The following is a 20,645-nucleotide window of genomic DNA, read 5'->3' as shown; positions in this document are numbered from 1 at the left end:
TTTAAATTACTGATTAAAAATAACATTAATTAAATCATCGGATACATGGCACGAACGAAAAAAGTGCATAAAGCCGAAAAAACCGGCTCCACACACTTTTAGAATTAACATTCATTAAACAATGTAAAGAGTAATTGTCGCCTGCGCTTTTCGCCGGTCAGACGGTGCGTTTCATGACGATTATCGCCAGTAGGGCCAACAGCGCAGCTAACAAAAACGGGATCCCTGCGAAAACCGGTAACGTATTGTCCGGTGTGGTAAACAAATGAAACAACGGGGGAATCGCCAGCGGTGAGATAATGGCACCCAGACTTCGTGTAGCAGAAAACGCCCCCTGCGCCGCGCCCTGAGACGAGGCATCGGTCATGGCTGACAGCTGACTCATTAATCCGGCATTACTCATGAAGCCCATGGCGCTTGGGAAGATAAAGATTAATATGAACCACTGACTGGTAATGAAGGCAAATGCCAGCGAACTGATCACCAGGCCGGACATACCAATTAACGCCACAGCTTTGTCACCGAATCTGGCTGATAATTTACCCACCAGAATGCCCTGAGCAATAATGCTACATATGCCATAGAAGCCCATAGACAAACCTATCTCTCTGGCGGTCCAGTTGAACTGCCAGGTCGTAAAATACGGCCACACGACGGGTACAGTATTCAGTGCAATGTGTAACAACAGCACTACGAGCAACAATTTAGGCACAGCCTTATTCACGCTGACCTGCTTAAATACTCCCCATGGACTGGCACCGGCCAGCCGGAAGGGCTTACGTGCTGATTCGGGTAACGATTCTTTGAAAACAAACAGCCCCACCACCGCGTTAGTCAGGATCAATCCGGCGGCAACCCAGATAGGGACTCTGTGCCCCCATTCAGCCAATAAGCCACTGAGCGTAGGACCAAACATAAATCCCAGGCCATAGGCCGCGCCAAGGGTTCCAAACCTTTTTGCCCGTTCTCCGGCTTTATACCTGTCAGCAATAAAGGCAGCAGCCACAGCGGGTGTTGCGCCAAACAGACCGGCAAAACCCTGAGCCACAAAGAGCCAGGCAAGGTAAGGGGAAATTGCCATCAGCATGTAGTTAATGCCAAATGCAAAAATCGATGTGACCAGCACCGGCCTGCGCCCGATGGCATCACTTAAATTGCCGAGCAATGGCGTCGCAAAGAATTGTACTGTGGCAAACAGCGCAACAATTGCGCCGCCGTATACAGCAGCTTCAGAGACATTAACGCCTGCCAGCTCGCCGATGAGCGTAGGGATGATCGGCGCAAGCAAGCCGTGTCCCATGGCATCAAGGAACAATGAACAGTAAACAAAGATCATTGCCCCTGATGAGGTATTTTTCACGGTCATACTCGCTGTTTACACCGCTTGGGTTGTCAATGGCTTGCCTTCATAGTTGCCGGCAATAAACTCTGCCGCTCTCGCTGTCAGGGCCATCGACGTCAGCGTTGGCCCACAGGCGCCATTCGTGACGAAACTACTTGCATCGGTGACAAACAGGTTAGGAATTTGCCAGCATTGATTATGCTTGTTAAGGACCGACGTTTCCGCTGTTGCGCCCATTTTAGCGCCGCCACATTCGTGAATGGCAGAGCCGAGACCCAGACTGCGCTTGTAAGACTGGCGGAACATCATGCGCTCAAACCAGTTCGCCGTTGGCATCAGAGAGTCCGGATTATGGATATCCAGCAAGCTGGCAGCAATTTCCACATTCCAGCCCATCTCTTTTACCATTTCCAGAATGGTCTGCATCTGTTTTGCTGCCATCTTCCTTTCGTTGTCCGACAACTGAATATGAATATTGGCAGCCGGAATACCCCACGCATCCTTTTTGCTCCGGCTTACTGTAATGCAGTTAGACTGACGGGGCAGCATTTCACCCTGCACCGTTAAGCCGAACAGTGTCGGGATGGTATCCGGCACCGGAATACGGCCAATCATGCCCTGAATGTTGAAACCGCGGATGAAATCGTAACGATTGTCATCAGCAGACAGATTCTGGAAGCGGGGAATGTAGAAACCACCGTGGTTATCGCCGGGATGCTTGCCGTCAACCAGTTCAAAGCCGGTGTGGCCGGGAATGCTACCAAACACCACGCCGTTGGTCTGATCCATAAAATACTGACCCAGTACACCGGAGCCGTTTGCTAATCCATCGGGATTAGCCGCATTAGCTGAGTTCAGTAACAGACGCACACTTTCAATGGTGGATGCACACAGCATCACTACATTGGCTTTTACGGTGTATTTCTGTTTTGATTCGCGGTCAACGAACGTCACACCCGTAGCAAGGCCCGTTGAAGCGTCAGTTTCGATTTGGCTGACAACGGCGTTATCACGTAATGTTAGTTTACCTGTTGCCAGTGCCGCAGCAATTGGCGAGGTAATATGCTTACTGCCGGTATCATCCGGCAAGGTTGCCGATGACTGCACATAGCGCCACGGCGTAAGCTTGCGGTCTTCCCACTTATTCTGAATGGTATTCTTGAATTTTTCTTCAAACGAGCTGAGTCCTGCTTCGCGGATAAACTCCCCGTCGGGTAAATTATCCAGTCCTTCTTTACGGCCAATAACGCCGAGGCTTTTTTCCACAGACTCATAGTAAGGTACGAGATCGCTGTATTCGATAGGCCAGTCTTCGCCAAATCCGTCATGGGATGCAGCTTTAAAGTCGTAATCAGACATCCGCACCGCAACACGACCCCAAGACTGGAAACGTCCACCTACCTGACGGCCACGGATCCACAAGAAGTCATCCCCACTGGTGGTATACGGATTCTGAAAATCGTTTACAAACAATTCTTTTTTATCGGGTGAATACCATGAACAACGTGCCTGAGTATGATGGCCAGATACACCGGCTTTCATGCGGTCCCATACATTCACGGGGCGCTTCAGTGGCGGACGGTTGAAAATGGCTTCATCCAGCGCAGGGCCGGCTTCCAGCAACAGGACTTCCAGACCTTTTTCAGTCAACTCTTTTGCGGCAATACCACCGGTCGCACCGGAGCCCACCACAATGGCATCAAATTCTTTTGTTGTGTTCATGATTGCACCTCACAATTTTTATAGAACTTTAATTCTAAAATAGAACAATCACAACCTTAAAACTGCCTAAAAAAGATAAAAAAAGATCTTTATTTTTACAAAAATCTCTGAGAATCCACCTTAAAACCAATTATATGAAACAATTTTGTTAAAAACATGATTGACAATTTGGAATACAAATTCCAATATTGATTGACACATTATCTGGAGATTCATTATGACACTCGAAGCTAACGTGATCCGGGACGATGCCGTTTCACGCACATCAGAGGGTTATGACGTTGCGGTGCATATTGCCTGGTATCGTTCATTACCTTTGTCTTGTATTGAAAGCATTACTATCACACTGGGCGATAAGTCTTTTACCAGTGAGGATGTGAAATTGAAGTGGGAGGGTGAACTGTTACCTCTCAGTGCACTGGCAGACCGTACCGAAGACTGGTGGTTTGTTCAGGATGCACTGACCTTTCAGGTGCCGGATGCATCTCCGGTCAATGCCGGCGAAAAGACGAAACTGGCGGTGTCTCTGGCTACCCGCATTCCATACATCATCATCGGCCCCAACTTCCCGCTGGTACAACGCACAGATGTCGAAAAAGAGGTAACCGTACAATGAGTATTCAGTTAGGCGTGACAATTTATTCGATGACTAATGAATGGTTATCCGGCCAGTACACCCTGCCCTCGCTCATCGACGAAGTGGGTAAGCGCAAATTAGGCCCGGGCCTTGAGATGATTGGTTTTCAGAGCTTGCGCGGCTTTCCCGGCAAGGTCGATAAGAAAGACATCAGCGATTTCTTAAATGCTGTTGAGCGAAACGAACTTCAGCTTACTTCATTAGCGGGTAATGCTGACATCGCCACACATCCGAAAGCCTGGATGGATACCGATCAAAGCGTGGAATTCATGCGCCCGCAAATTGAACTTGCCGGCGAAATGGGCTTCCCGGTTATGCGTATTCAGATCGGTCTGACCCCTGAGGTACTGGAAAAGCTGGAGCCAATCGCCCGTAAAGCCAACGTAAAACTGGGTATGGAAATTCACGCACCTGAAGGGCCTAACACGCCAAAAGTAATGGCTACCCGTGAGGTGTACGAGCGTATCGATTCTGAATACCTGGGCTTTGTTCCTGACTTCAGTTCAAGTATGCGTGCTATTGCGCCGGGCATGATTGATAAACTTAAAATGGCCGGTCTGTCAGACGCAGGTGTTGCCTCGTTAACAGCGCACTGGAAGGCAGAAGGCACGCCGATTGAACGTTACATGGCATTTGCGGAAACGGCCAAAGCCGCCGGTGAACCAGAATTGCCTGTTGCCCAGGCCCGATTAATCTTCACTATGTTTGGCCGTCAGAAGCCGGAAGACTGGAAAGAACTGCTGGACCGCACAGTACATATTCACGGTAAGTTCTATGAAGTTAACGAAGACAACACTGACTCTCCGTCCATTGATTACGCGGCCATACTGAAAGTGTTTGCACAGGCAGACCGTGAAATTTCCATGTCCAGTGAATGGGAAGGTCATGCATTCTGGGATGCTGATGAAGTCAGCGCATTTGATATGGTCGAAAAACATCACAAGATGTGCCGCCACATCATCAGCCAGTACTGATCCTCATTTCTGAGCACTACTCAGCGTCGTTCTTTTTGCGTGGGGACGGCGCTTTTTTATTTCTGTTTTATTTACGGCAGACATAAAAAACCGCACCTGCTCAACTATCAGGTGCGGTTTCAACGGTTGTTATAACTTCAATCAGAAGCTATAACGGGCACTCAGTACAAAACGTCTGTCCAGTTCCTGAACAAAGAACGTGTTGTTTTGTGTACGGCCATACTGACGCTGACCTTCTTCCAGTAAGTTGATGACATCAAGGCTCATGGTGAAGTCATCAGTGAAGTCATAACTTACGTTCAAATCTAACTGCTTGTATTCATCAATGAACAGCGGGTTACGCTGTGACGATACAGAACGGTTAACTTCTGCCAGGAACGCGTCACGCCAGTTGTAAGCGATACGGGTAGACAGGCCATTCTTCTCGTAAATTAATACGAGGTTAGCACTGTCACTTAAGCCTTCCAGTGCGAACTGCTCAATGGCAGGGCTCGCACCTACATCGTAACCGATATCACCGTCTACGATGGTGAAGTTAGCCTGGTAGCCGAAGCCACTGTCGCCGAAGAAATGCTGCCATGCGAACTCGTAACCGGAGATACGTGCACTCTGGTTGTTCACAGGTTGAGTCACCTCAAACTGCATTTCCGGGTCACCGGCTTGCGGCTCAACGTTGTTTGAAGCAAATACTGCATCTGCGAATGCCTGACCTTCTTCGAACTCATCAGCACCACCCGGGAAGTTATCCGGGTTGGTTAACAGTGCTGTCATGGTAAAGAAGTTACGCTCTGTCACTTCTACACCACGGGCTTCCAGTTCAGCAATCGCTTCAGCAGACACGGTACCGGCTGCACCGGAAGTAGGGTCAAGCAGACCGAACAGACCTTGAGAAACCTGCTGTGTACCTACGAAGTTGTCTACGTCCTTACGGTAGTAACCAATAGACACCATAGACGCATCACCGTAGTAATACTCTAAAGACAGATCGAAGTTATTTGATTCCAGCGGATCCAGCGCGGCGTTACCACGGCTACCGGAACCTTGTCCGCCCAGGTAGGTAGGACGACCAGGCGCACCCACTGTAGTAGCAGTGTACATCTGGTTATAGGCCGGACGGGCCAGCGTCATGCTGTAAGAAGCACGGGCTTTCAAATCGTCAGTCAGGTTAATCGAGAAGTCGATATTCGGCAGGAACGCTTCATAAGAATGTTTCTGCGACAGTGCCTGCGTTTCATCACCCAGAACCATACGGAAGTCGTTGTCTGATACCCAGTTGATTTGCAGCGGAACGGTTTGTAAAGAAATCGACTCTACGTCTGTTTTCTCATAGCGTGCACCGACTACCAGATTAGTCTCGAAACCACCCAGTTCGCCGTCCATTGACGCCATACCGTATAAAGACAGAATGTCTTCTTTCACTGTGTTATCAGCAGAAGAAATCGCGTTGAACGTATCCAGAGTGTAACCGTACATAGGCGCGATGGCGTTAACCAGTTCTACCGCATTCCCCTTGAATGACACGCTACCTAACGGAATAGTCGTTGAACCGGCCGGAACAGCCATGGCGTCAGCACCAGCTACGCCAGTGATATTGGTATCTTCAAACGCACAGGCAGTACAGGTGATTTCCAGCAGACCTTCCGGAATATTACCTACATCAGCTACACCCCAGCCACCAAGCTGCGCTTCGGTCTCAAAACGGTTCTGGTTCATCTCAGTAGAGATATAACCTACACCGAAGTCGATTTTCACGTCTGCGCCCTGATCCCAGGTACCGTCAAAGCGGACCTGATCAACAGTTTGCTTCTGGTTAGATTCAATGGCACGGGCTACCTGAGGACCTACGTCCGGCATATCGAAGATGCCGTTATTGTTACCCTTAATTGAGTCGTCTACCACGATGCTCACTTGCGGGAAGCCTGAAGACATGTCAACCGTCTGCCAGCCAGCAGTTGCACCGGCAACGTTCATACGTACAACGTTTTTACCGGAAGGACCATCACCACCACTTGTAGCTTCTGATGACGCCACGTCGAAACGCAGGTTCAGTTCGTCTGACACCCACCAGTTCGCATTTAAGCCGAAAGAGTGCATTTCATCTTTCGCGGCCAGCGCCAGGTTCTGGAAGAAGAAGTCTTTACCGCCGTCGATGTCTTCACTGAAACGGATAGGTGTGGCAACAATGGGGTTACCATCGAATTCCATGTCAGTAAACTGACGGGCAAACCAGACACCATCAGTGATAGAGGTGGATTCCATGGTATTGCTTGCATAGGTCGCATCAGCAGTAATGGTCAGAGTATCTGACGGAGCGTATTGCAACGTAACCATACCGTTTAAACGCTCACGGCTGTCTTCGTTCACACCGTAACCTACGTTAGGTGGCATCGCCACCAGCTGACCTTCTTCCGGTGGATTGGTAACAGTTGCCCCGTCCACCAGACCAAAGGTACCCGGTGAAGTAGAATCCCAGTTAAACAGCTGATACTGAGACACGTTCATCACGCGGCTACCGGAATTACGTTCCTGATAAGAACCAAATACTGCTACACCCAGGGTATTGTCGTCGTTAGACCAGTTACCCATACCACTCAGTTCCGGCGTTACGCCGTCACCACTTTCGTCTTTCATTGCCTTAGCACCGAAAGACATGCGGTTTTCACCCTGAGACAGTGGTTTAATGGTGTTAATGTTAATCGTTGCACCGATACCACCTGACGGTACTGCTGCACGGCCGGTTTTGTATACTTCAATACCGCTTACACCTTCAGAGGCAAGGTTAGAGAAGTCGAATGAACGGGTAGAACCGGAAGCACCCTGGTCATCTGAGTTACCGGTAATTGATGCTACGTTTGCAGCCGGCATCTGACGGCCGTTTAACGTGATTAAGTTGAAGTTACCACCAAAACCACGCACGGTAACTTCAGAACCTTCACCGTTTACCCGGTTAATTGATACACCGGTAATCCGTTGAAGTGATTCTGCCAGGTTAGTATCAGGGAATTTACCCATGTCTTCTGCCGAAATGGCGTCAACAACACCAGATGACTGACGTTTCACGTTCATAGACTGAGACAGTGATCCCCTAACACCACGGACTTCAATCTGTTCCATTTCTTCCGGCGCTTGCTGAGCAAAGGCCTGTGACGCAACCACAACGCTTAGAGTACCTGCCACCGCGCATGACAGTTTTGATTTTTTAAACATTATTTGGTTTCCAATTGAGTTTTTGTGACACAAATGAAATGCATGTCCCTTACTGATCGCCCCGTGATATCGATGTCATTATGGTTTCACGCTTTGGCTCTCAGACCCCATCACACATTTCGCGTATCGGGCTATTTCTCTCTTTATCGCCCTTTTTGTTGCATTAAACGCTTAAAAGGTTAATTTAATGTAACAGGTAGGTTATATATTAAACATGCGTTTGATTGCAAGCATTTTGTAAAGGCACTTAACAAATGATATCGATAGTCATTTACATGTAATAAACTACCTGTACCCTTCTGTACTTTTCTCTGACACCGTTACTTCACTCTCTTCACTACACTGCCATTACCTTGAGTATTCGCCGGGGCGATAGGGACATTCCGGATAAACGATGCGGATTTCGTTGAAAGCCTCTTCGATGATGAGCAAAGATGAACGGATAATTTTGTTTTTCGAAAATCAGGGCAGGCTTTGTCTGTCCGTATCAGGAGTCCATTATGTTCGAACCGTTCAAGGGCAATTACGTCTGGAATCTGCAAGTTAATCTGGCGCTCGTATGCGGCGGCAATCACGGCGAAGTGGATGAAGCTTGCCGGCCTATTCTGGAGGCTGCCGCTAATGGCGAGGATGCCGGTACAGAATTGCTTTTTGACAGCTGGATTGCAGTGGCGAAGCAGGTCGAAGAGAACGCCCGCAAAGATGAAGAAGAAGGCTATTTGTTGTCTGCCGGAACAAAGTACGCCCGCGCATCCGGTTACTATCTGTCTGCCGAACGCATGCAATCCAGAGACTATGCTCCCCGCTGGGAAGCCTATGACAAAGGCCTTGCGCTGTACCGTAAACACGTAGAGTGCAGTGGTTTATATGTCGATTTTGTGGATATTCCTTACGAAGGCACGTCTTACCCCGCAATTTTCGTTCACGACGGCAGTGGCATTAAGCGTCCGGCGCTGGTTTCAGTAAATGGTCTGGACTCGATGAAAGAACAGGTGAACATGGCGGGTCATGGTAAATCTAACCTGGACCGGGGCATGTACACTTTGTTTGTGGATCAGCCCGGTACCGGAGAAGCACTGCGTAAACGCGGCCTGACTGCGGTGTACGATACAGAAAAGTGGGCAACACCGGCATTCGACTATCTGGCATCACGTGATGATGTGGACGCCAGTCGCATCGGCATTTTCGGATTATCACTGGGTGGTTATTACGCGCCACGTGCGGCTGCAAATGAACCCCGTTTTGCACTGTGCGCAGTAATGGGTGCTAATCATGTTTGGGGCCAGAGACAAAAAGAGCGCATGGAGCGTGAAGGTGAGAACCCTGTGCCACATTATTGGGATCACGTGCTGTGGGTATGGGGAAAGGAAAACCTTGATGACTTTATGGCTTATATGCCCAATGTGACACTGGACGGTCAAATTGAGAAAATGAAGATGCCGTTTCTGGTTACCCACGGTGAAGGCGACCGCCAGATTCCGGTAAGTAACGCCTATCGTTCATATGAACAGGCAGTAAACAGTGCACACCGCCATATTCGTGTATTCACCAAAAAAGATTTCGAAATTGAACACTGTGGCGCAGATAACGGTACCGGCATGCGGGATTACATTGCCGACTGGTGCGCAGCAGAATTTGAGAAAATGAAGTAACACGTTTTTAAAGCTGACGCCAAAAAACACACCGGAATCCTCTCCGGTGTGCTTGTTTCATCTGCCCACCAATTGTTTCCATCCTGTATCTGAGTTGTAAATAACCTTCATCCAATCAAGCGATTTCAAACCCGCTCCCCATCTCTCTACACTGCTTTTAAGTTAAAGAAATGATGGATTTACCATGAATATAGTTGGTTTAGACGAACTGGTATTCGGTGTTGACGACGTACAGGCTTGTTGTCAGTACCTCACCGATTACGGCCTTGTTCCTGTGGATGTATCTGATGAGGGTGGCCGCTTTGAAGGACAGGATGGCACCGCTGTTATCATCAGGCATAAAGATAATGCAGCACTACCTGCACCGTTACCTACCGCATCAATGCTGAGACAAACCGTGTATGGCGTAGATAACCAGGCCACACTGGATGCCATCAGGGCGGAACTGAGCACTGACCGTGAAGTGGTCACCGGTGAGGACGGTAGCCTGTCTACCGTGGACAACAGCGGTTTTGCGCTGAAGTTTCAAATCACCTGCCGTAGGGCGTTTACCGGTAAAAATGAGCAGATTAATTCTCCCGGTTTCGCACCACAGCGTCCGGTAAATGAACCCGGCGCAGATGACAGCTACGACATCATTCCTGCCAGCTTGTCTCATGTCGTTTATTTCGTTCCGAATATTAAAGAGGCAGAGTCGTTCTACATCGACAGGCTCGGGTTCCGGGTTGCCGATCGTTTCACCCAGTTAGGGCCGTTTCTGCGCCCGCAGGGCACCCTTGACCACCACTCACTGTTTCTCATTGATACCCCGCCGCATATGCAGGGTTGTGAGCATTTTACTTTCCACCTGGCCGGGCCTAACGAGCTGCTACTGGCGGGCAAACGTTTTCAGGATAAAGGCTACGAAACCTTTTGGGGTCCGGGCAGGCATATCTTCGGTTCAAACTACTTCTGGTACTTCAACAGCCCCATGGGTGTGCACGTTGAATACGATGCAGATATGGATCTGCATGATGACAGCTGGACGCCACGGGAAGCCATGGCCAGCGCAGATGCCTCGCAAATTTTCAATTTCACCCTGGTGAAAAAATGGATGCCCGGTGGCGATCCGCACTGATGGCATCACCCTGTGTGCGCTGGACGATATTCCGCTGAATACCAGTAAAGGTTTCAGCACCGGCGCACAGCAGGCAGCGTCTATTTTTGTTGTGAGAACCGGCCATAGCAGTATTGCTGCTTTTCGTAACAGTTGTCCGCACAAGGGCTACGAACATGCGTCCATGGCCTGGAAAAAAGATGCTTTTCTGGACGGGTCTGGCCAGTTCATTAAATGCGGCTCACACGGCGCACTGTTCGAACGCAACACCGGTTTATGTATTTCCGGCCCCTGTAAAGGGACTCACTTAACGCCGGTACAGGTAGAAATAAACAGTCACGGGGATCTGGTCTGGTACCCTGGCTCAGAAACAAAAAGAGCATGAACATGACATCATCAGTAAATAAAGTGCTAATTGTCGGTGGCGGCTTCACCGGAATGTCTACAGCCATTCTGCTAAGTAAACAGGGAATAGAAGTACACCTTGTTGAGCTGGATGAAAAATGGAAAACAGACGGTGCCGGTATCACAGTAAGCGGTCCGTCGCTGCGGGCCATAGAGCAGATTGGCCTGATTGACGAATTCCGCCGCCACGGTGCTATTTGCCAGAACGTCGACATGCTCACTGCAGACGGTACATTCCTGCGTCAAATTGTTACCCCTGCAGTCCCCGGCTCAAGTATTACCGGCGGTGGCGGCATCATGCGCCCGGTACTAGCCGGTATTCTGGCTGAAAAAGTGCAGCAAAGTGGCGTACATGTTCACCTTGGCTGCACCTACGAAACACTGACAGAGCAGGAAGAGGGCATTAAAGCCATTCTGACAGATGGCTCTGAGCATGTGTTTGACATGGTACTCGCGGCAGATGGTGTGTTTTCTAAAACCCGTGAACAGTACTTTGAAGGTGCACCGGTGCCTCAATATACGGGTCAGGTGGTGTGGCGCGCGGTGGTGGAACGTCACGGTCTGGAACGTCCGGCATTGTTTTACGGAAGCAACGGTAAACTTGGTTTTACCCCGGTATCATCCACCCACATGTACCTGAATTACACCGAACAACGGCCACAAAAGTCCCGCATCGCTGATGACGAACTGCTGCCTTACCTGCAGAACCTGATTGCGCCTTTTACTGCACCGGTTATTGAAGCTGTGAAAGCAGAACTCTCTGAGTCATCCAGTATTCTGGCACGCCCGCTGGAAGGGATGATCATGCCCCGTCCCTGGTTTAAAGGCCGGATATTGCTGATGGGGGATGCAGTTCATGCCACAACACCCCATCTGGCGTCGGGTGCAGGTATGGGCCATGAAGATGCTGTGGTGATAGCCGATGAAATTGCATCAGGTGGCACGGTAGAAGAGATCTTCACCCGCTTCGAGAATCGCCGCTGGCCCCGTTGCAGTATGATTGTGAATAACTCCCGCCGACTCGGTGAAATCGAGCAAACCGGCGGTTCAAAAGTAGAGCATATTCAGGTTATGGCGTTGACCATGAGCGCATTAATGGCGCCAATTTAACCCCTGCTTATTAGTAATACGAAAGCCTTAAGTAAAATAATGTTTTCTTTGTTGTAATCATATAGTTAAAAAATGATACTAGTGCTTTAGGGCTTTCATGCAGGTTTTCTCATGCGTTTAAACAGACTCGACCTCAATTTACTGGTAGCACTGGATGCCTTGCTGACCGAACGCAGTATTACGCTGGCAGCTGAACGTATTTGTTTGAGTCAGCCTGCCACCAGCGGTGCTCTGGCGCGGTTGCGGGAATTCTTCAATGACGATCTACTGGTGCGGGTGGGTGCGAAAATGCAGCCTACCCCGCTGGGAGAAAGCTTGGCCGAACCGGTTCACAATATTCTGTTGCAAATTCAGGCAACGGTAGAACGGGGCATTGAATTCGACCCGTTTACCTGTAACCGGAAGTTTAAATTTCTGGCTGGCGATTACAGCAGTACAGTGCTACTCACAGCAGTAGCCAAGCATATCAATACCCTGGCGCCGGAAATCCAGTTTGAATTTTTCATCCCCACCAATAAGCCCGGGGAAATGCTCGACCGTGCAGAAGTGGATTTTATGATCATGCCCACGTCGGTAAAGGTTGATCATCACCCTTCAGTAGAACTGTTTTCAGAGAAATTTGTCAGTATCGCCTGCGCACAGAACGATGCCGTGCACAGTAACATGACCATGGATGAGTTCCTGAACCTGGGACACGTTACAGTAAAATTTGGTACCAGCCGGGTAACCAGCCAGGACCAGGTACTGATGAAAGATCAGTGGCGGGTTGAACCTAATGTGGAAATTATTACTTCGACCTTTAACGCCATTCCCCAGTTTTTGCCCGGCACCGGCAGAATTGCCACGGTTTACCAGCATCTCGCAGAGCACTGGCAAAAACTCATCCCGATAAAAATTGTGCCGCTACCCAAACCACTGCCGGAAATCGCCTGGGCATTGCAATGGCACAAATACCGCGATCATGACCCGGCACTGGTATGGTTACGTGAGCAAATTATTACTACAGCCCGCGAAACCTTCGGCTGACCACAATACAAGCTTCACGGCGACTATCGGTAAAACAGATAGTCGCTGTTTACCAAATCAAATATTCCCTCAAAAGCCCCGCTGTTACACTTTCTTCACAACTCATTGCGGAGAAAAAACTATGCCGGGACATCAAGGCAAAATAGCAGTAATTACCGGCGCAGCCGGTGCATTAGGGCGGGAATTCGCTCTCGCTCTGGCATCACGGGGATGCGATATCGCCATAGCCGACATTCAGGATGCATCCGGCGTGATAGCAGAGATTCGTGCCACCGGTCAGCGGGCTTACAGTGAAATTGTTGATTTGTCAGACGCAGAACAGGTCTCGCAGTTTGCTGATAACGTGCTGAATGAATTCGGTCAGGTAGACATTCTGGTTAATAACGCCGCTTTTATGCCGGTAATACCCCTGGCGGAACTTGATTTAGCCACCTTCCGAAAATTTGAAGCCATTAACGTAGAAGCGGCATTCATTCTGGGCAAAACCTTCGGTATGGGCATGGCTGAACGGGGTTACGGACGCATCGTTCAAATCGCTTCCAGCACCACCGGCACGGCTATGCCCGGGTTTTCGGCGTATGTGACAACCAAGATGGCGGGGATTGGTCTGACACGCGCACTGGCAGCGGAATTCAGTTCTTCAGGTGTCAGAGTCAATGCCCTTTCCCCCGGACTTACCCGTACGCCGGAATCGGCAAAAAACTTACCCCCGCAGTTATTCGACAACGTGAAAAATAACCTGCAACTGATTAAGCAAACCGAAGAGCCTCAGGATTTAACCGGCGCATTATTGTTCCTGACATCGGAAGAATGCGGCTTTGTTACCGGGCAAACCATCAACTGCGACGGCGGCGTTAACTTTTAAGGAGAAGGCTATGAAACTGGCAACACTGAAAAACGGCACCCGCGACGGAACCCTTTTAGTGGTATCCCGTGATTTAACCCGGGCAGCAGACGTTTCCCATATTGCTAAAACCATGCAGCTGGCACTGGAAAACTGGGACGCGGTGCTTGCTGATCTCACCGCCATTTACGACAAGCTTAATGACAATACGGTTTCAGGCGCATTCACGTTTAATCCTCAGGAGGCTATGGCGCCCCTGCCCCGCTGCCACCAGTTCATTGATGCTTCGGCATTTTTAAACCATGGCAACATTATGGAAAAGGCCTTCGACCTGGATGTGAAGAAAGATCCAAACATCCCTATTCTTATTCAGCGTCAGAGCGATGACTTTATGGGGCCCCATGAAGATTATGCATTCCCTTCTGAAGAAGATAATGCCGATTTTGAAGGGGAATTTGCGGTGATTACCGGCGATATTCCAATGGGGGCGTCAGCCTCTGAAGCGCTGGACAAGGTAAGACTGATCACCATTTTAAATGACATGAGCATGCGTAAGCATCTTTTCCGTGAATTACAAATGGGCTTTGGCTTTATACTGGCAAAGCCAGCAACCGTGTTTGCACCGGTAGCGGTTACCCCGGATGAACTGGGGGATGCCTGGAAAGACGGACGTGTGCACCTGAACATGGAAGTGAGCCGGAACGGGGAATGGTTTGGTCACCCTAATGGCGGCGAAATGGACTTTTCTTTCGGGCAAATCCTTCAGCACATCACGTACAACCGAAACATCAAAGCCGGAATGATTTTAGGTTCAGGCACTGTTTCCAGTAAAGACTGGAAAGAAACAGGTTCTGCCTGTCTGGCAGAGCGCCGTGCACTGGACATTCTGGAATACGGTGAAGTGAAAACCGATTTTCTAAAATACGGTGAATCCCTCAGCTTCGACGTGAAAGATCACCTGGGTCAGAGCGTATTCGGCAAAATTGACCACATCATGGTAAAACCATGACCGCTAATGTCGCTTCCTTGTTCAGCGTTGAGAACAAACGCGTAGTGGTGACAGGTGCACTGGGCGGGATTGGCAGTGCCATTGCCCGTCTTTTTCTGGAGGCTGGTGCAAAGCTTATTCTGGCTGACCGTGAGCACAGCTTCCGGGAAACTCCGCCCGGTACAGTGTATATTCCTGCGGATTTCAGTGCTGAAGGCGGTGCTGATGCGCTCATCCAGCATATTCAGAATGCGCCGGTAGACATTGTTATTCACACCGCAGGCATTGAAGGTCATGTGGGAAGCATGGACGACTGCGCTGAGGCCGACTGGTTGCGTACCATGAGAATTAATCTGCTGTCAGCCCAGTTACTGTCTGCTGCCGCAGTTAAAGGCATGCAGCAGCGGGGTGACGGACGGTTAATTTACGTAGGCAGTATTGCGGGCAAACGGGGCACATCGGCCTTGGGGCTGTATTCGGTCACGAAGGCCGGACTGTCTCAGCTTGCCCGCAACTACGCGGTGCAACAAGGCAAATATGGCATTACTGCCAATTGTATTTGCCCCGGTCTTATTGATACGCCATTATCAAAACATCTGCAGGCGGACGCTGCGTTTATGACGAAACGTATGCAACAAACGCCACTTAACCGCCTTGGCTCAACAGATGAAATCGCCGCTACCGCACTTTATCTGGCCAGTGCAGCCGGTGGCTTTACAACAGGTCAGGATATTGTGGTAGACGGGGGAACACTGATCTCAGATTGTTAAGTGTTACCTGCCGGAAATACCGGTGTAGTCTCACCATAATCATTTCCAATGATTCAGAAGCTAATTAAAAACCCCGCGACAGAAAGTCTGTAGCGGGGTTTTTCGTCTTTTCAGTGAGCGGATCTTCGAAGAGCCGCTGACGACTGTTCTAAAGTGCCATCGCCGTATTCACAGGGCGTACAGGCTTTATGAGCAACAGTGTCATTACACACATGGCGGCCGCCACTACAGAGAACACCATAAATGCGCCCTGAAAGTTATTACCGCCCACCTGCTGCAACACAAAGGAGAAGCTGACGGTAGACACAAATTGTCCGATAGCAAAGGTTGATTGCCAGATCCCGGTACCCCGGCCACGGAAGCTGAATACCAGAGGAGATACCGCCCAGGTTAGCATGGTAGGCAGCACCATGCCGGCACCGAACTGATTGATAGAGCCGGTGATGATTAGCATTAACGGAGTATCAGCCTGCGACATACCAAAGAAGCCCAGCGCCAGAATCGCAAACTCCAGCAGAATGAGTTTTTGTGTATTGAGCAGTTTGTGAATATAGCGGTAAGCAATCGCACCGGCCGGTACCCCAATACTTGCCACCGCCAGCATCAGACCAGCCTGTCCGGTATCCTGGATATCAAACGTCGCCAGTGCACTGCTTAACTGGAACTGAAGGATGTAGAACATCACACCGCCCACCAGCGTAAAGAAGCACACTTTAACCATGTGTGCCCAGGGGAACTGCGCACCGGGCATATCTGCCTGTGCCGGCGTTGCCGCGACTTCGGTCTCTGCCGCTTCCTGCTTGGTCACATCCCATGTGAATACAATCACGCCGATCATAAACAGGAACGCTAAACCGTAGATGGCAAACGGTCCCTGCCAGCCGTACTGCTGACCCAACCATCCCGCAACAGGAAACAGTAGCATAGCCGTCAGTGACGCCAGTGCCGCCTGACTGCCTAACCATTTGTCCCGCTGTGCTCCGGAAAAGTAATCACCAATAAGCGTTGTACTGCAGGTGATAATGACCGCTTCACACAGGCCAACACCAATGCGAGATAATAACAATGGCGGATAGGTGGTGATAAACAGAGGCAACACACCACATACTGAATATAAGCCAATTGCTCCGATGAGCAGCTTTCTGCGCCCTACTCTGTCTGCCATCCAGCCGGCCAGCGGCGCACCGAGAGCAATACACAAAGCCGGGATGGAGATAAGAATAGGCACCAGGTAATCTGCATGCTCAATATGCCCGAAGGCCTGCATAAGCAATGGCATGATTGGCGCTAACAACACGGCCCCCATCACTGTGAGTGTAATAGGAAGTATCAGAATAATTCCCTGTATCGTACCTGCCTTTCTGGTAACCATGTTGCGTCCTCCCGGAGCCTTTCCGTAGTAGAGTTGTTATTGTTTAATCTTTGCTGAACAGCATTTTTACGATTGTCATGAACTTCGCCGGAGACAGCGCCATCTTCGCGGCTCTGCGTAAGTCTCCGGGCCCCAGACGGGCAGTCAGTGGCATGGTGCCGAAGGTTTTGCCCCGTACCACCAGCTCATCATCTTGTGTATCAATGCTGTCAACTGTCATCAGTTCAGCATCGTTTTCGTCGAACAGTCGCACTGCACCGTCATCCGGCGCCTGTGTTCTGGCCTTCACGGTATTTTTGGATTTGCTTTCGCCGGTCTGGAACGTGCTGTCGAAATCCATGCCCAGATCTTCAAACATCACCATGGCAGCGGCGCGACCCGCCCCCACCACACCACCGGCAGGCGGCATTGACGGACCAACCAGATAAAGTGAATCGATACCCGGCACCTTAAACTGACCGAGATCCGGCGTAGGACGGTGCCCCACACTTTGATAGAAATACGGTGCAACCCCGTGCACATCACCTTCCACCATGGAGTTCGGAGAATTACGCTCCAGGTCCAGTGGCGTATAGAATTTATGAGCGATGATATTGTCGCTGTTGAGGTTCGACACAAACTTGCCCTGTTGCTTCTGGCGTTCTTCACCGTAAGCTTCACGAATGTCATCCCAGCGGCTGCTGCCACCTTCAAGCAGATTGAACGGCGCAAAACCGGTGCTGTGCCACATACCGGCCCCTTTGGGCACACGGGTAGGATCGGTTTTAGATTCATCATTACCGGCAGAGAACATCATGTCGGTGAGTTCACCCCGCTTAAGGGCATCGAAGTCACGCTGCATATCCGCCATGGATTCATGCTGACAAAGGGTAAGCATGATGGCTTTTTCCACGTCTTTTTCTGAAGTCCGGAATTGCACGGGTTCACGAAGATCGTAGTGAGAAACAAACAAACTGAACGCAGCCAGACTGGCATTTTCAGCACGCTTGAGTACAGGTTCAGATACACCATCAACAAACTGGCGGATTTTATGGGGATGCATGGAACCGATAACGGCGTCACGTGCCATGATTTTCTCGCCGGTGGTCAGTTCAACGCCTTTGGCTTTACCGCCTGACACCAGGATGCGCCTGATTTCGCTGTTATAACGAATTTCACCGCCGGTGGCTTCAATGGCACGGACCATAGATTCAGACAGCTTCCCGGAACCGCCCCAGGGTTGCGCCACACCGTAGGTATGCATAAGCGCCGTAAACATCACCGTACCCATGCCAGTGCCCAGCTCATCAGGCAACTGCAGGTTTTCAGACACCGCACGGGCAATGTGCATTTTGATTTTGTCGTGGGTAAACCAGGTGTTAATGATATCCATGCTGCTGCGTTGCATCATGTCCATCATCACACGGCCTTCTTCACTGCTGTCCAGCATAGCCATCAGCGCGCCAAGGGGAGGCTGAGGCTTATACATACCGGGCATGATCATTGGCAGCATGCTCTGGCCGAGTTCCACGAAACGACGGTACGCGTCAGCGTCGCGCTGAGAAATTTTCGCCATGCCTTCGCAGGTTTTATCCAGATCTTTGTAGGTCATCAGTGCAGACTGGTCGGCAAAAATAGTGGCGTGAGGTACGTCTGAATATTTGTAATCCATGCCGTACTTTTTGAACAAATCCAGTTCATCGTTGGTAATAAGCGGATTCGCCTGAATCATGATATGCACGCTGGAGTGCAGATCGTGGTGGTAACCCGGGGTCAGGATTTGCTGTGTGGCTGCACCGCCACCGGCGTAGTCATGGCGCTCCAGCAGCAGTACTTTCTTTCCGGCTTTTGCCAGATATCCGCACGTTGTCAGACTGTTATGGCCTGCGCCCATTGCGATTACATCAAAATCAGCCATTTTTTACTTCCTGTTAAGGGTGAACTTCCGGCAGAGGTTCACCGTTAATTTCTACCGGCGTTGCTTCTGTAAGTACAAAAACAATACGGCATACTTCGTTCTCAGACGGATTCCGCCAAAGATGGATAGTGCCCCGTTGCACTACGATGTCACCGGCATGAAGCAGAGTTTTGTTGCCATCGTCCAGCTCCAGTTCCAGCTGGCCCTGCAGCACAATGCCGTAGTCCAGACTGTTGGTGCGGTGAAAAGGCGACGCCGATTGCGGCAGCATGTCCACCACACGGATCACAGAACCGCCGTTCAATGTGAGTCCGGCATCACGGTAACGACCGTCGGTTTCATCATTGTTTTCCACCGGCAAATCAGGCGCTGTCCAGACAAGTGCAAACTCCGCATCACCGCTGGGAATTAATTTTGTTTCAAAAGCCTGATCGTCTTTGAAAATCGATCTGCCATTCTCATCGTGCCCCGTTACCACACGGCGTACATCTTTAAGTCGTCCCATCGTTTACCTTTCTTTGAGCATGTTCATGTTATGACTCAAAGTGTACTGACAGGCTCTGTGCGCACAAATCGGTTATGCCGATAGCACACATTCCAATAACAAATGATTCACAACAGCTTCGCGGCTTGCCCGTAACAACACACTATCTGTGCGGGGGATTCGGCTCATCAGTAACGCAAATTTTCAAACTTTCGCAACATTTTTTACACTTAATTCAAATAATTCAGAGGAAAGAATATGCAAAGCGAAAGTAACAGGGTTTCAGAACAAAACGGCCGTCTGGCAGGGAAAACCGCACTGGTCACAGGTATCGGTGACGGCATCGGTAAAGGTTGCGCTCTCATGTTCGCCAGACAGGGCGCGACGGTCATTGGCACTGATATTAATGAAGAAGCGGCGCTGCGCACGGTAGAAGAAGCGCAGTCACAAGGTCTGTCTTTGCAGTTCGCCTGTGCCGCTGACCTCACCGATGAAGATGACATCACCAATTTGCGTGAAAGAGTGACGACGCTAACCGGCTCCCTAAATATCATCGTTAATGCGGCGGCCACCGCCGTGTTTAAATGGATAGAAGACATGACCTATGCCGACTGGCAGTTAACCTTAAAAGCAGAGTTGGACTCGGTATATCTGGTCACCCGGGCATTCTGGCCACATCTGAAAGCATCCGGATCCGGTTCTGTGATTAATTTTGCTTCGGCCAACGCTTACCAGGCATTAAAAGGCTCTGCCGCACTGGCTCACTGTGCGGGCAAAGGAGGTGTGTTGGCAATGACCCGCCAACTGGCGATGGAAGGTGGGCCTCATGGTGTTCGGGCAAATACTATATCACCCGGGCTCATTGTAACCGGCGCCACAGCTCCGGTGATTGACGATGAAGAGTTCCTCAGTAATGTCATGGCAAAAAACATGCTGGGCCGCTTAGGCAAGCCGGAAGACATTGCCTGGTGCGCCACCTATCTTGCCAGTGACGAAGCCAGCTTTGTCACCGGCGCAGATTTTTCCATTGATGCAGGGGCCATTGCCTGGTAAGTGTCGTCTGGCGAATAGCGGGCAAGACATTGCCCGTATAACCCGCCAATTAAAAACCCCGCTGCC

Annotated in this window: 17 protein-coding genes; 11 read left to right on the top strand and 6 right to left on the bottom strand. The window is 50.2% G+C overall.

Annotated elements, in window-relative coordinates; translation table 11 throughout:
* Positions 1–157: 157 nt before the first annotated feature.
* Positions 158–1,366 carry an MFS transporter gene (locus DS731_RS00940; protein WP_119499573.1) on the bottom strand — a complete coding sequence of 403 codons (1,209 nt, stop codon included), beginning with the start codon at positions 1,364–1,366 and terminating at the stop codon, positions 158–160.
* A 9-nt stretch (positions 1,367–1,375) separates the two neighbouring features.
* The gene (locus tag DS731_RS00935; protein WP_119499572.1) at positions 1,376–3,064 is read right to left on the bottom strand and encodes a GMC oxidoreductase; all 1,689 of its coding nucleotides are present in this window, start codon (positions 3,062–3,064) and stop codon (positions 1,376–1,378) included.
* A 217-nt stretch (positions 3,065–3,281) separates the two neighbouring features.
* Here DS731_RS00935 and DS731_RS00930 point away from each other — a divergent pair, with 217 nt between their 5' ends.
* On the top strand, positions 3,282–3,680 hold the full coding sequence (locus tag DS731_RS00930) for a C-glycoside deglycosidase beta subunit domain-containing protein (protein ID WP_119499571.1): 399 nt from the start codon (positions 3,282–3,284) through the stop codon (positions 3,678–3,680).
* On the top strand, positions 3,677–4,675 hold the full coding sequence (locus tag DS731_RS00925) for a sugar phosphate isomerase/epimerase family protein (protein ID WP_119499570.1): 999 nt from the start codon (positions 3,677–3,679) through the stop codon (positions 4,673–4,675). Before DS731_RS00930 ends, DS731_RS00925 begins: the two co-directional genes overlap by 4 nt.
* Before the next feature lie 141 nt (positions 4,676–4,816).
* Here the strand turns inward: DS731_RS00925 and DS731_RS00920 are convergent, their stop codons facing one another.
* Positions 4,817–7,882, bottom strand: coding sequence for a TonB-dependent receptor (locus DS731_RS00920; protein WP_119499569.1), 3,066 nt, complete (start codon positions 7,880–7,882; stop codon positions 4,817–4,819).
* 500 nt (positions 7,883–8,382) lie between these two features.
* Between DS731_RS00920 and DS731_RS00915 the strand changes: the two genes are divergently transcribed.
* The 8 genes from DS731_RS00915 (at position 8,383) to DS731_RS00880 (ending at position 15,773) form a co-directional block, all read left to right on the top strand.
* The gene (locus DS731_RS00915; RefSeq protein ID WP_119499568.1) at positions 8,383–9,534 is read left to right on the top strand and encodes an alpha/beta hydrolase family protein; all 1,152 of its coding nucleotides are present in this window, start codon (positions 8,383–8,385) and stop codon (positions 9,532–9,534) included.
* A 184-nt stretch (positions 9,535–9,718) separates the two neighbouring features.
* Entirely contained in the window at positions 9,719–10,651 is a 933-nt protein-coding gene (locus DS731_RS00910; protein ID WP_119499567.1) for a VOC family protein, read from the top strand.
* A complete protein-coding gene (locus DS731_RS00905; RefSeq protein WP_119499566.1) occupies positions 10,635–11,015 on the top strand; it encodes a Rieske (2Fe-2S) protein in 381 nt (126 codons plus the stop codon). The genes DS731_RS00910 and DS731_RS00905 overlap by 17 nt, the downstream gene beginning before the upstream one ends.
* Before the next feature lie 2 nt (positions 11,016–11,017).
* Positions 11,018–12,145, top strand: coding sequence for an FAD-dependent oxidoreductase (locus DS731_RS00900; protein ID WP_161599061.1), 1,128 nt, complete (start codon positions 11,018–11,020; stop codon positions 12,143–12,145).
* A 111-nt stretch (positions 12,146–12,256) separates the two neighbouring features.
* Complete coding sequence (locus tag DS731_RS00895; RefSeq protein ID WP_119499564.1) at positions 12,257–13,171, top strand: LysR family transcriptional regulator; 915 nt, start codon at positions 12,257–12,259, stop codon at positions 13,169–13,171.
* 121 nt (positions 13,172–13,292) lie between these two features.
* Positions 13,293–14,036 (top strand): SDR family NAD(P)-dependent oxidoreductase, encoded by a 744-nt coding sequence (locus tag DS731_RS00890; protein WP_119499563.1) that lies wholly within the window; start codon positions 13,293–13,295, stop codon positions 14,034–14,036.
* Positions 14,037–14,046: 10 nt separating this feature from the next.
* Entirely contained in the window at positions 14,047–15,024 is a 978-nt protein-coding gene (locus DS731_RS00885; protein WP_119499562.1) for a fumarylacetoacetate hydrolase family protein, read from the top strand.
* A complete protein-coding gene (locus DS731_RS00880) occupies positions 15,021–15,773 on the top strand; it encodes an SDR family NAD(P)-dependent oxidoreductase (protein ID WP_119499561.1) in 753 nt (250 codons plus the stop codon). Before DS731_RS00885 ends, DS731_RS00880 begins: the two co-directional genes overlap by 4 nt.
* Positions 15,774–15,921: 148 nt before the next feature.
* Here DS731_RS00880 and DS731_RS00875 read toward each other — a convergent pair whose 3' ends face one another.
* The 3 genes from DS731_RS00875 to DS731_RS00865 are packed head-to-tail and all read right to left on the bottom strand — an operon-like array spanning position 15,922 to position 19,547.
* The gene (locus DS731_RS00875) at positions 15,922–17,145 is read right to left on the bottom strand and encodes an MFS transporter (RefSeq protein WP_119499560.1); all 1,224 of its coding nucleotides are present in this window, start codon (positions 17,143–17,145) and stop codon (positions 15,922–15,924) included.
* A 43-nt stretch (positions 17,146–17,188) separates the two neighbouring features.
* The gene (locus DS731_RS00870) at positions 17,189–19,042 is read right to left on the bottom strand and encodes a phytoene desaturase family protein (protein WP_119499559.1); all 1,854 of its coding nucleotides are present in this window, start codon (positions 19,040–19,042) and stop codon (positions 17,189–17,191) included.
* Positions 19,043–19,055: 13 nt separating this feature from the next.
* The gene (locus DS731_RS00865; RefSeq protein ID WP_119499558.1) at positions 19,056–19,547 is read right to left on the bottom strand and encodes a cupin domain-containing protein; all 492 of its coding nucleotides are present in this window, start codon (positions 19,545–19,547) and stop codon (positions 19,056–19,058) included.
* Positions 19,548–19,784: 237 nt separating this feature from the next.
* On the opposite strand from DS731_RS00865, the gene DS731_RS00860 reads away from it, so the two are divergent.
* The gene (locus DS731_RS00860) at positions 19,785–20,579 is read left to right on the top strand and encodes an SDR family NAD(P)-dependent oxidoreductase (protein ID WP_119499557.1); all 795 of its coding nucleotides are present in this window, start codon (positions 19,785–19,787) and stop codon (positions 20,577–20,579) included.
* Positions 20,580–20,645: the final 66 nt, after the last annotated feature.

It is taken from the genome of Alteromonas sp. RKMC-009 (genome assembly GCF_003584565.2).
Classification (GTDB): Bacteria; Pseudomonadota; Gammaproteobacteria; order Enterobacterales; family Alteromonadaceae; genus Alteromonas.
This window is presented reverse-complemented; position numbering and strand designations above follow the sequence as displayed.

What these genes read in the sequence shown, in the direction of transcription:
- DS731_RS00940 (WP_119499573.1), bottom strand. Translation starts at nt 1,366, where the DNA reads ATGACCGTGAAAAATACCTCATCAGGGGCAATGATCTTTGTTTACTGT.
- DS731_RS00935 (WP_119499572.1), bottom strand. Translation starts at nt 3,064, where the DNA reads ATGAACACAACAAAAGAATTTGATGCCATTGTGGTGGGCTCCGGTGCG.
- DS731_RS00930 (WP_119499571.1), top strand. Translation starts at nt 3,282, where the DNA reads ATGACACTCGAAGCTAACGTGATCCGGGACGATGCCGTTTCACGCACA.
- DS731_RS00925 (WP_119499570.1), top strand. Translation starts at nt 3,677, where the DNA reads ATGAGTATTCAGTTAGGCGTGACAATTTATTCGATGACTAATGAATGG.
- DS731_RS00920 (WP_119499569.1), bottom strand. Translation starts at nt 7,882, where the DNA reads ATGTTTAAAAAATCAAAACTGTCATGCGCGGTGGCAGGTACTCTAAGC.
- DS731_RS00915 (WP_119499568.1), top strand. Translation starts at nt 8,383, where the DNA reads ATGTTCGAACCGTTCAAGGGCAATTACGTCTGGAATCTGCAAGTTAAT.
- DS731_RS00910 (WP_119499567.1), top strand. Translation starts at nt 9,719, where the DNA reads ATGAATATAGTTGGTTTAGACGAACTGGTATTCGGTGTTGACGACGTA.
- DS731_RS00900 (WP_161599061.1), top strand. Translation starts at nt 11,018, where the DNA reads ATGACATCATCAGTAAATAAAGTGCTAATTGTCGGTGGCGGCTTCACC.
- DS731_RS00895 (WP_119499564.1), top strand. Translation starts at nt 12,257, where the DNA reads ATGCGTTTAAACAGACTCGACCTCAATTTACTGGTAGCACTGGATGCC.
- DS731_RS00890 (WP_119499563.1), top strand. Translation starts at nt 13,293, where the DNA reads ATGCCGGGACATCAAGGCAAAATAGCAGTAATTACCGGCGCAGCCGGT.
- DS731_RS00885 (WP_119499562.1), top strand. Translation starts at nt 14,047, where the DNA reads ATGAAACTGGCAACACTGAAAAACGGCACCCGCGACGGAACCCTTTTA.
- DS731_RS00880 (WP_119499561.1), top strand. Translation starts at nt 15,021, where the DNA reads ATGACCGCTAATGTCGCTTCCTTGTTCAGCGTTGAGAACAAACGCGTA.
- DS731_RS00875 (WP_119499560.1), bottom strand. Translation starts at nt 17,145, where the DNA reads ATGGTTACCAGAAAGGCAGGTACGATACAGGGAATTATTCTGATACTT.
- DS731_RS00870 (WP_119499559.1), bottom strand. Translation starts at nt 19,042, where the DNA reads ATGGCTGATTTTGATGTAATCGCAATGGGCGCAGGCCATAACAGTCTG.
- DS731_RS00865 (WP_119499558.1), bottom strand. Translation starts at nt 19,547, where the DNA reads ATGGGACGACTTAAAGATGTACGCCGTGTGGTAACGGGGCACGATGAG.
- DS731_RS00860 (WP_119499557.1), top strand. Translation starts at nt 19,785, where the DNA reads ATGCAAAGCGAAAGTAACAGGGTTTCAGAACAAAACGGCCGTCTGGCA.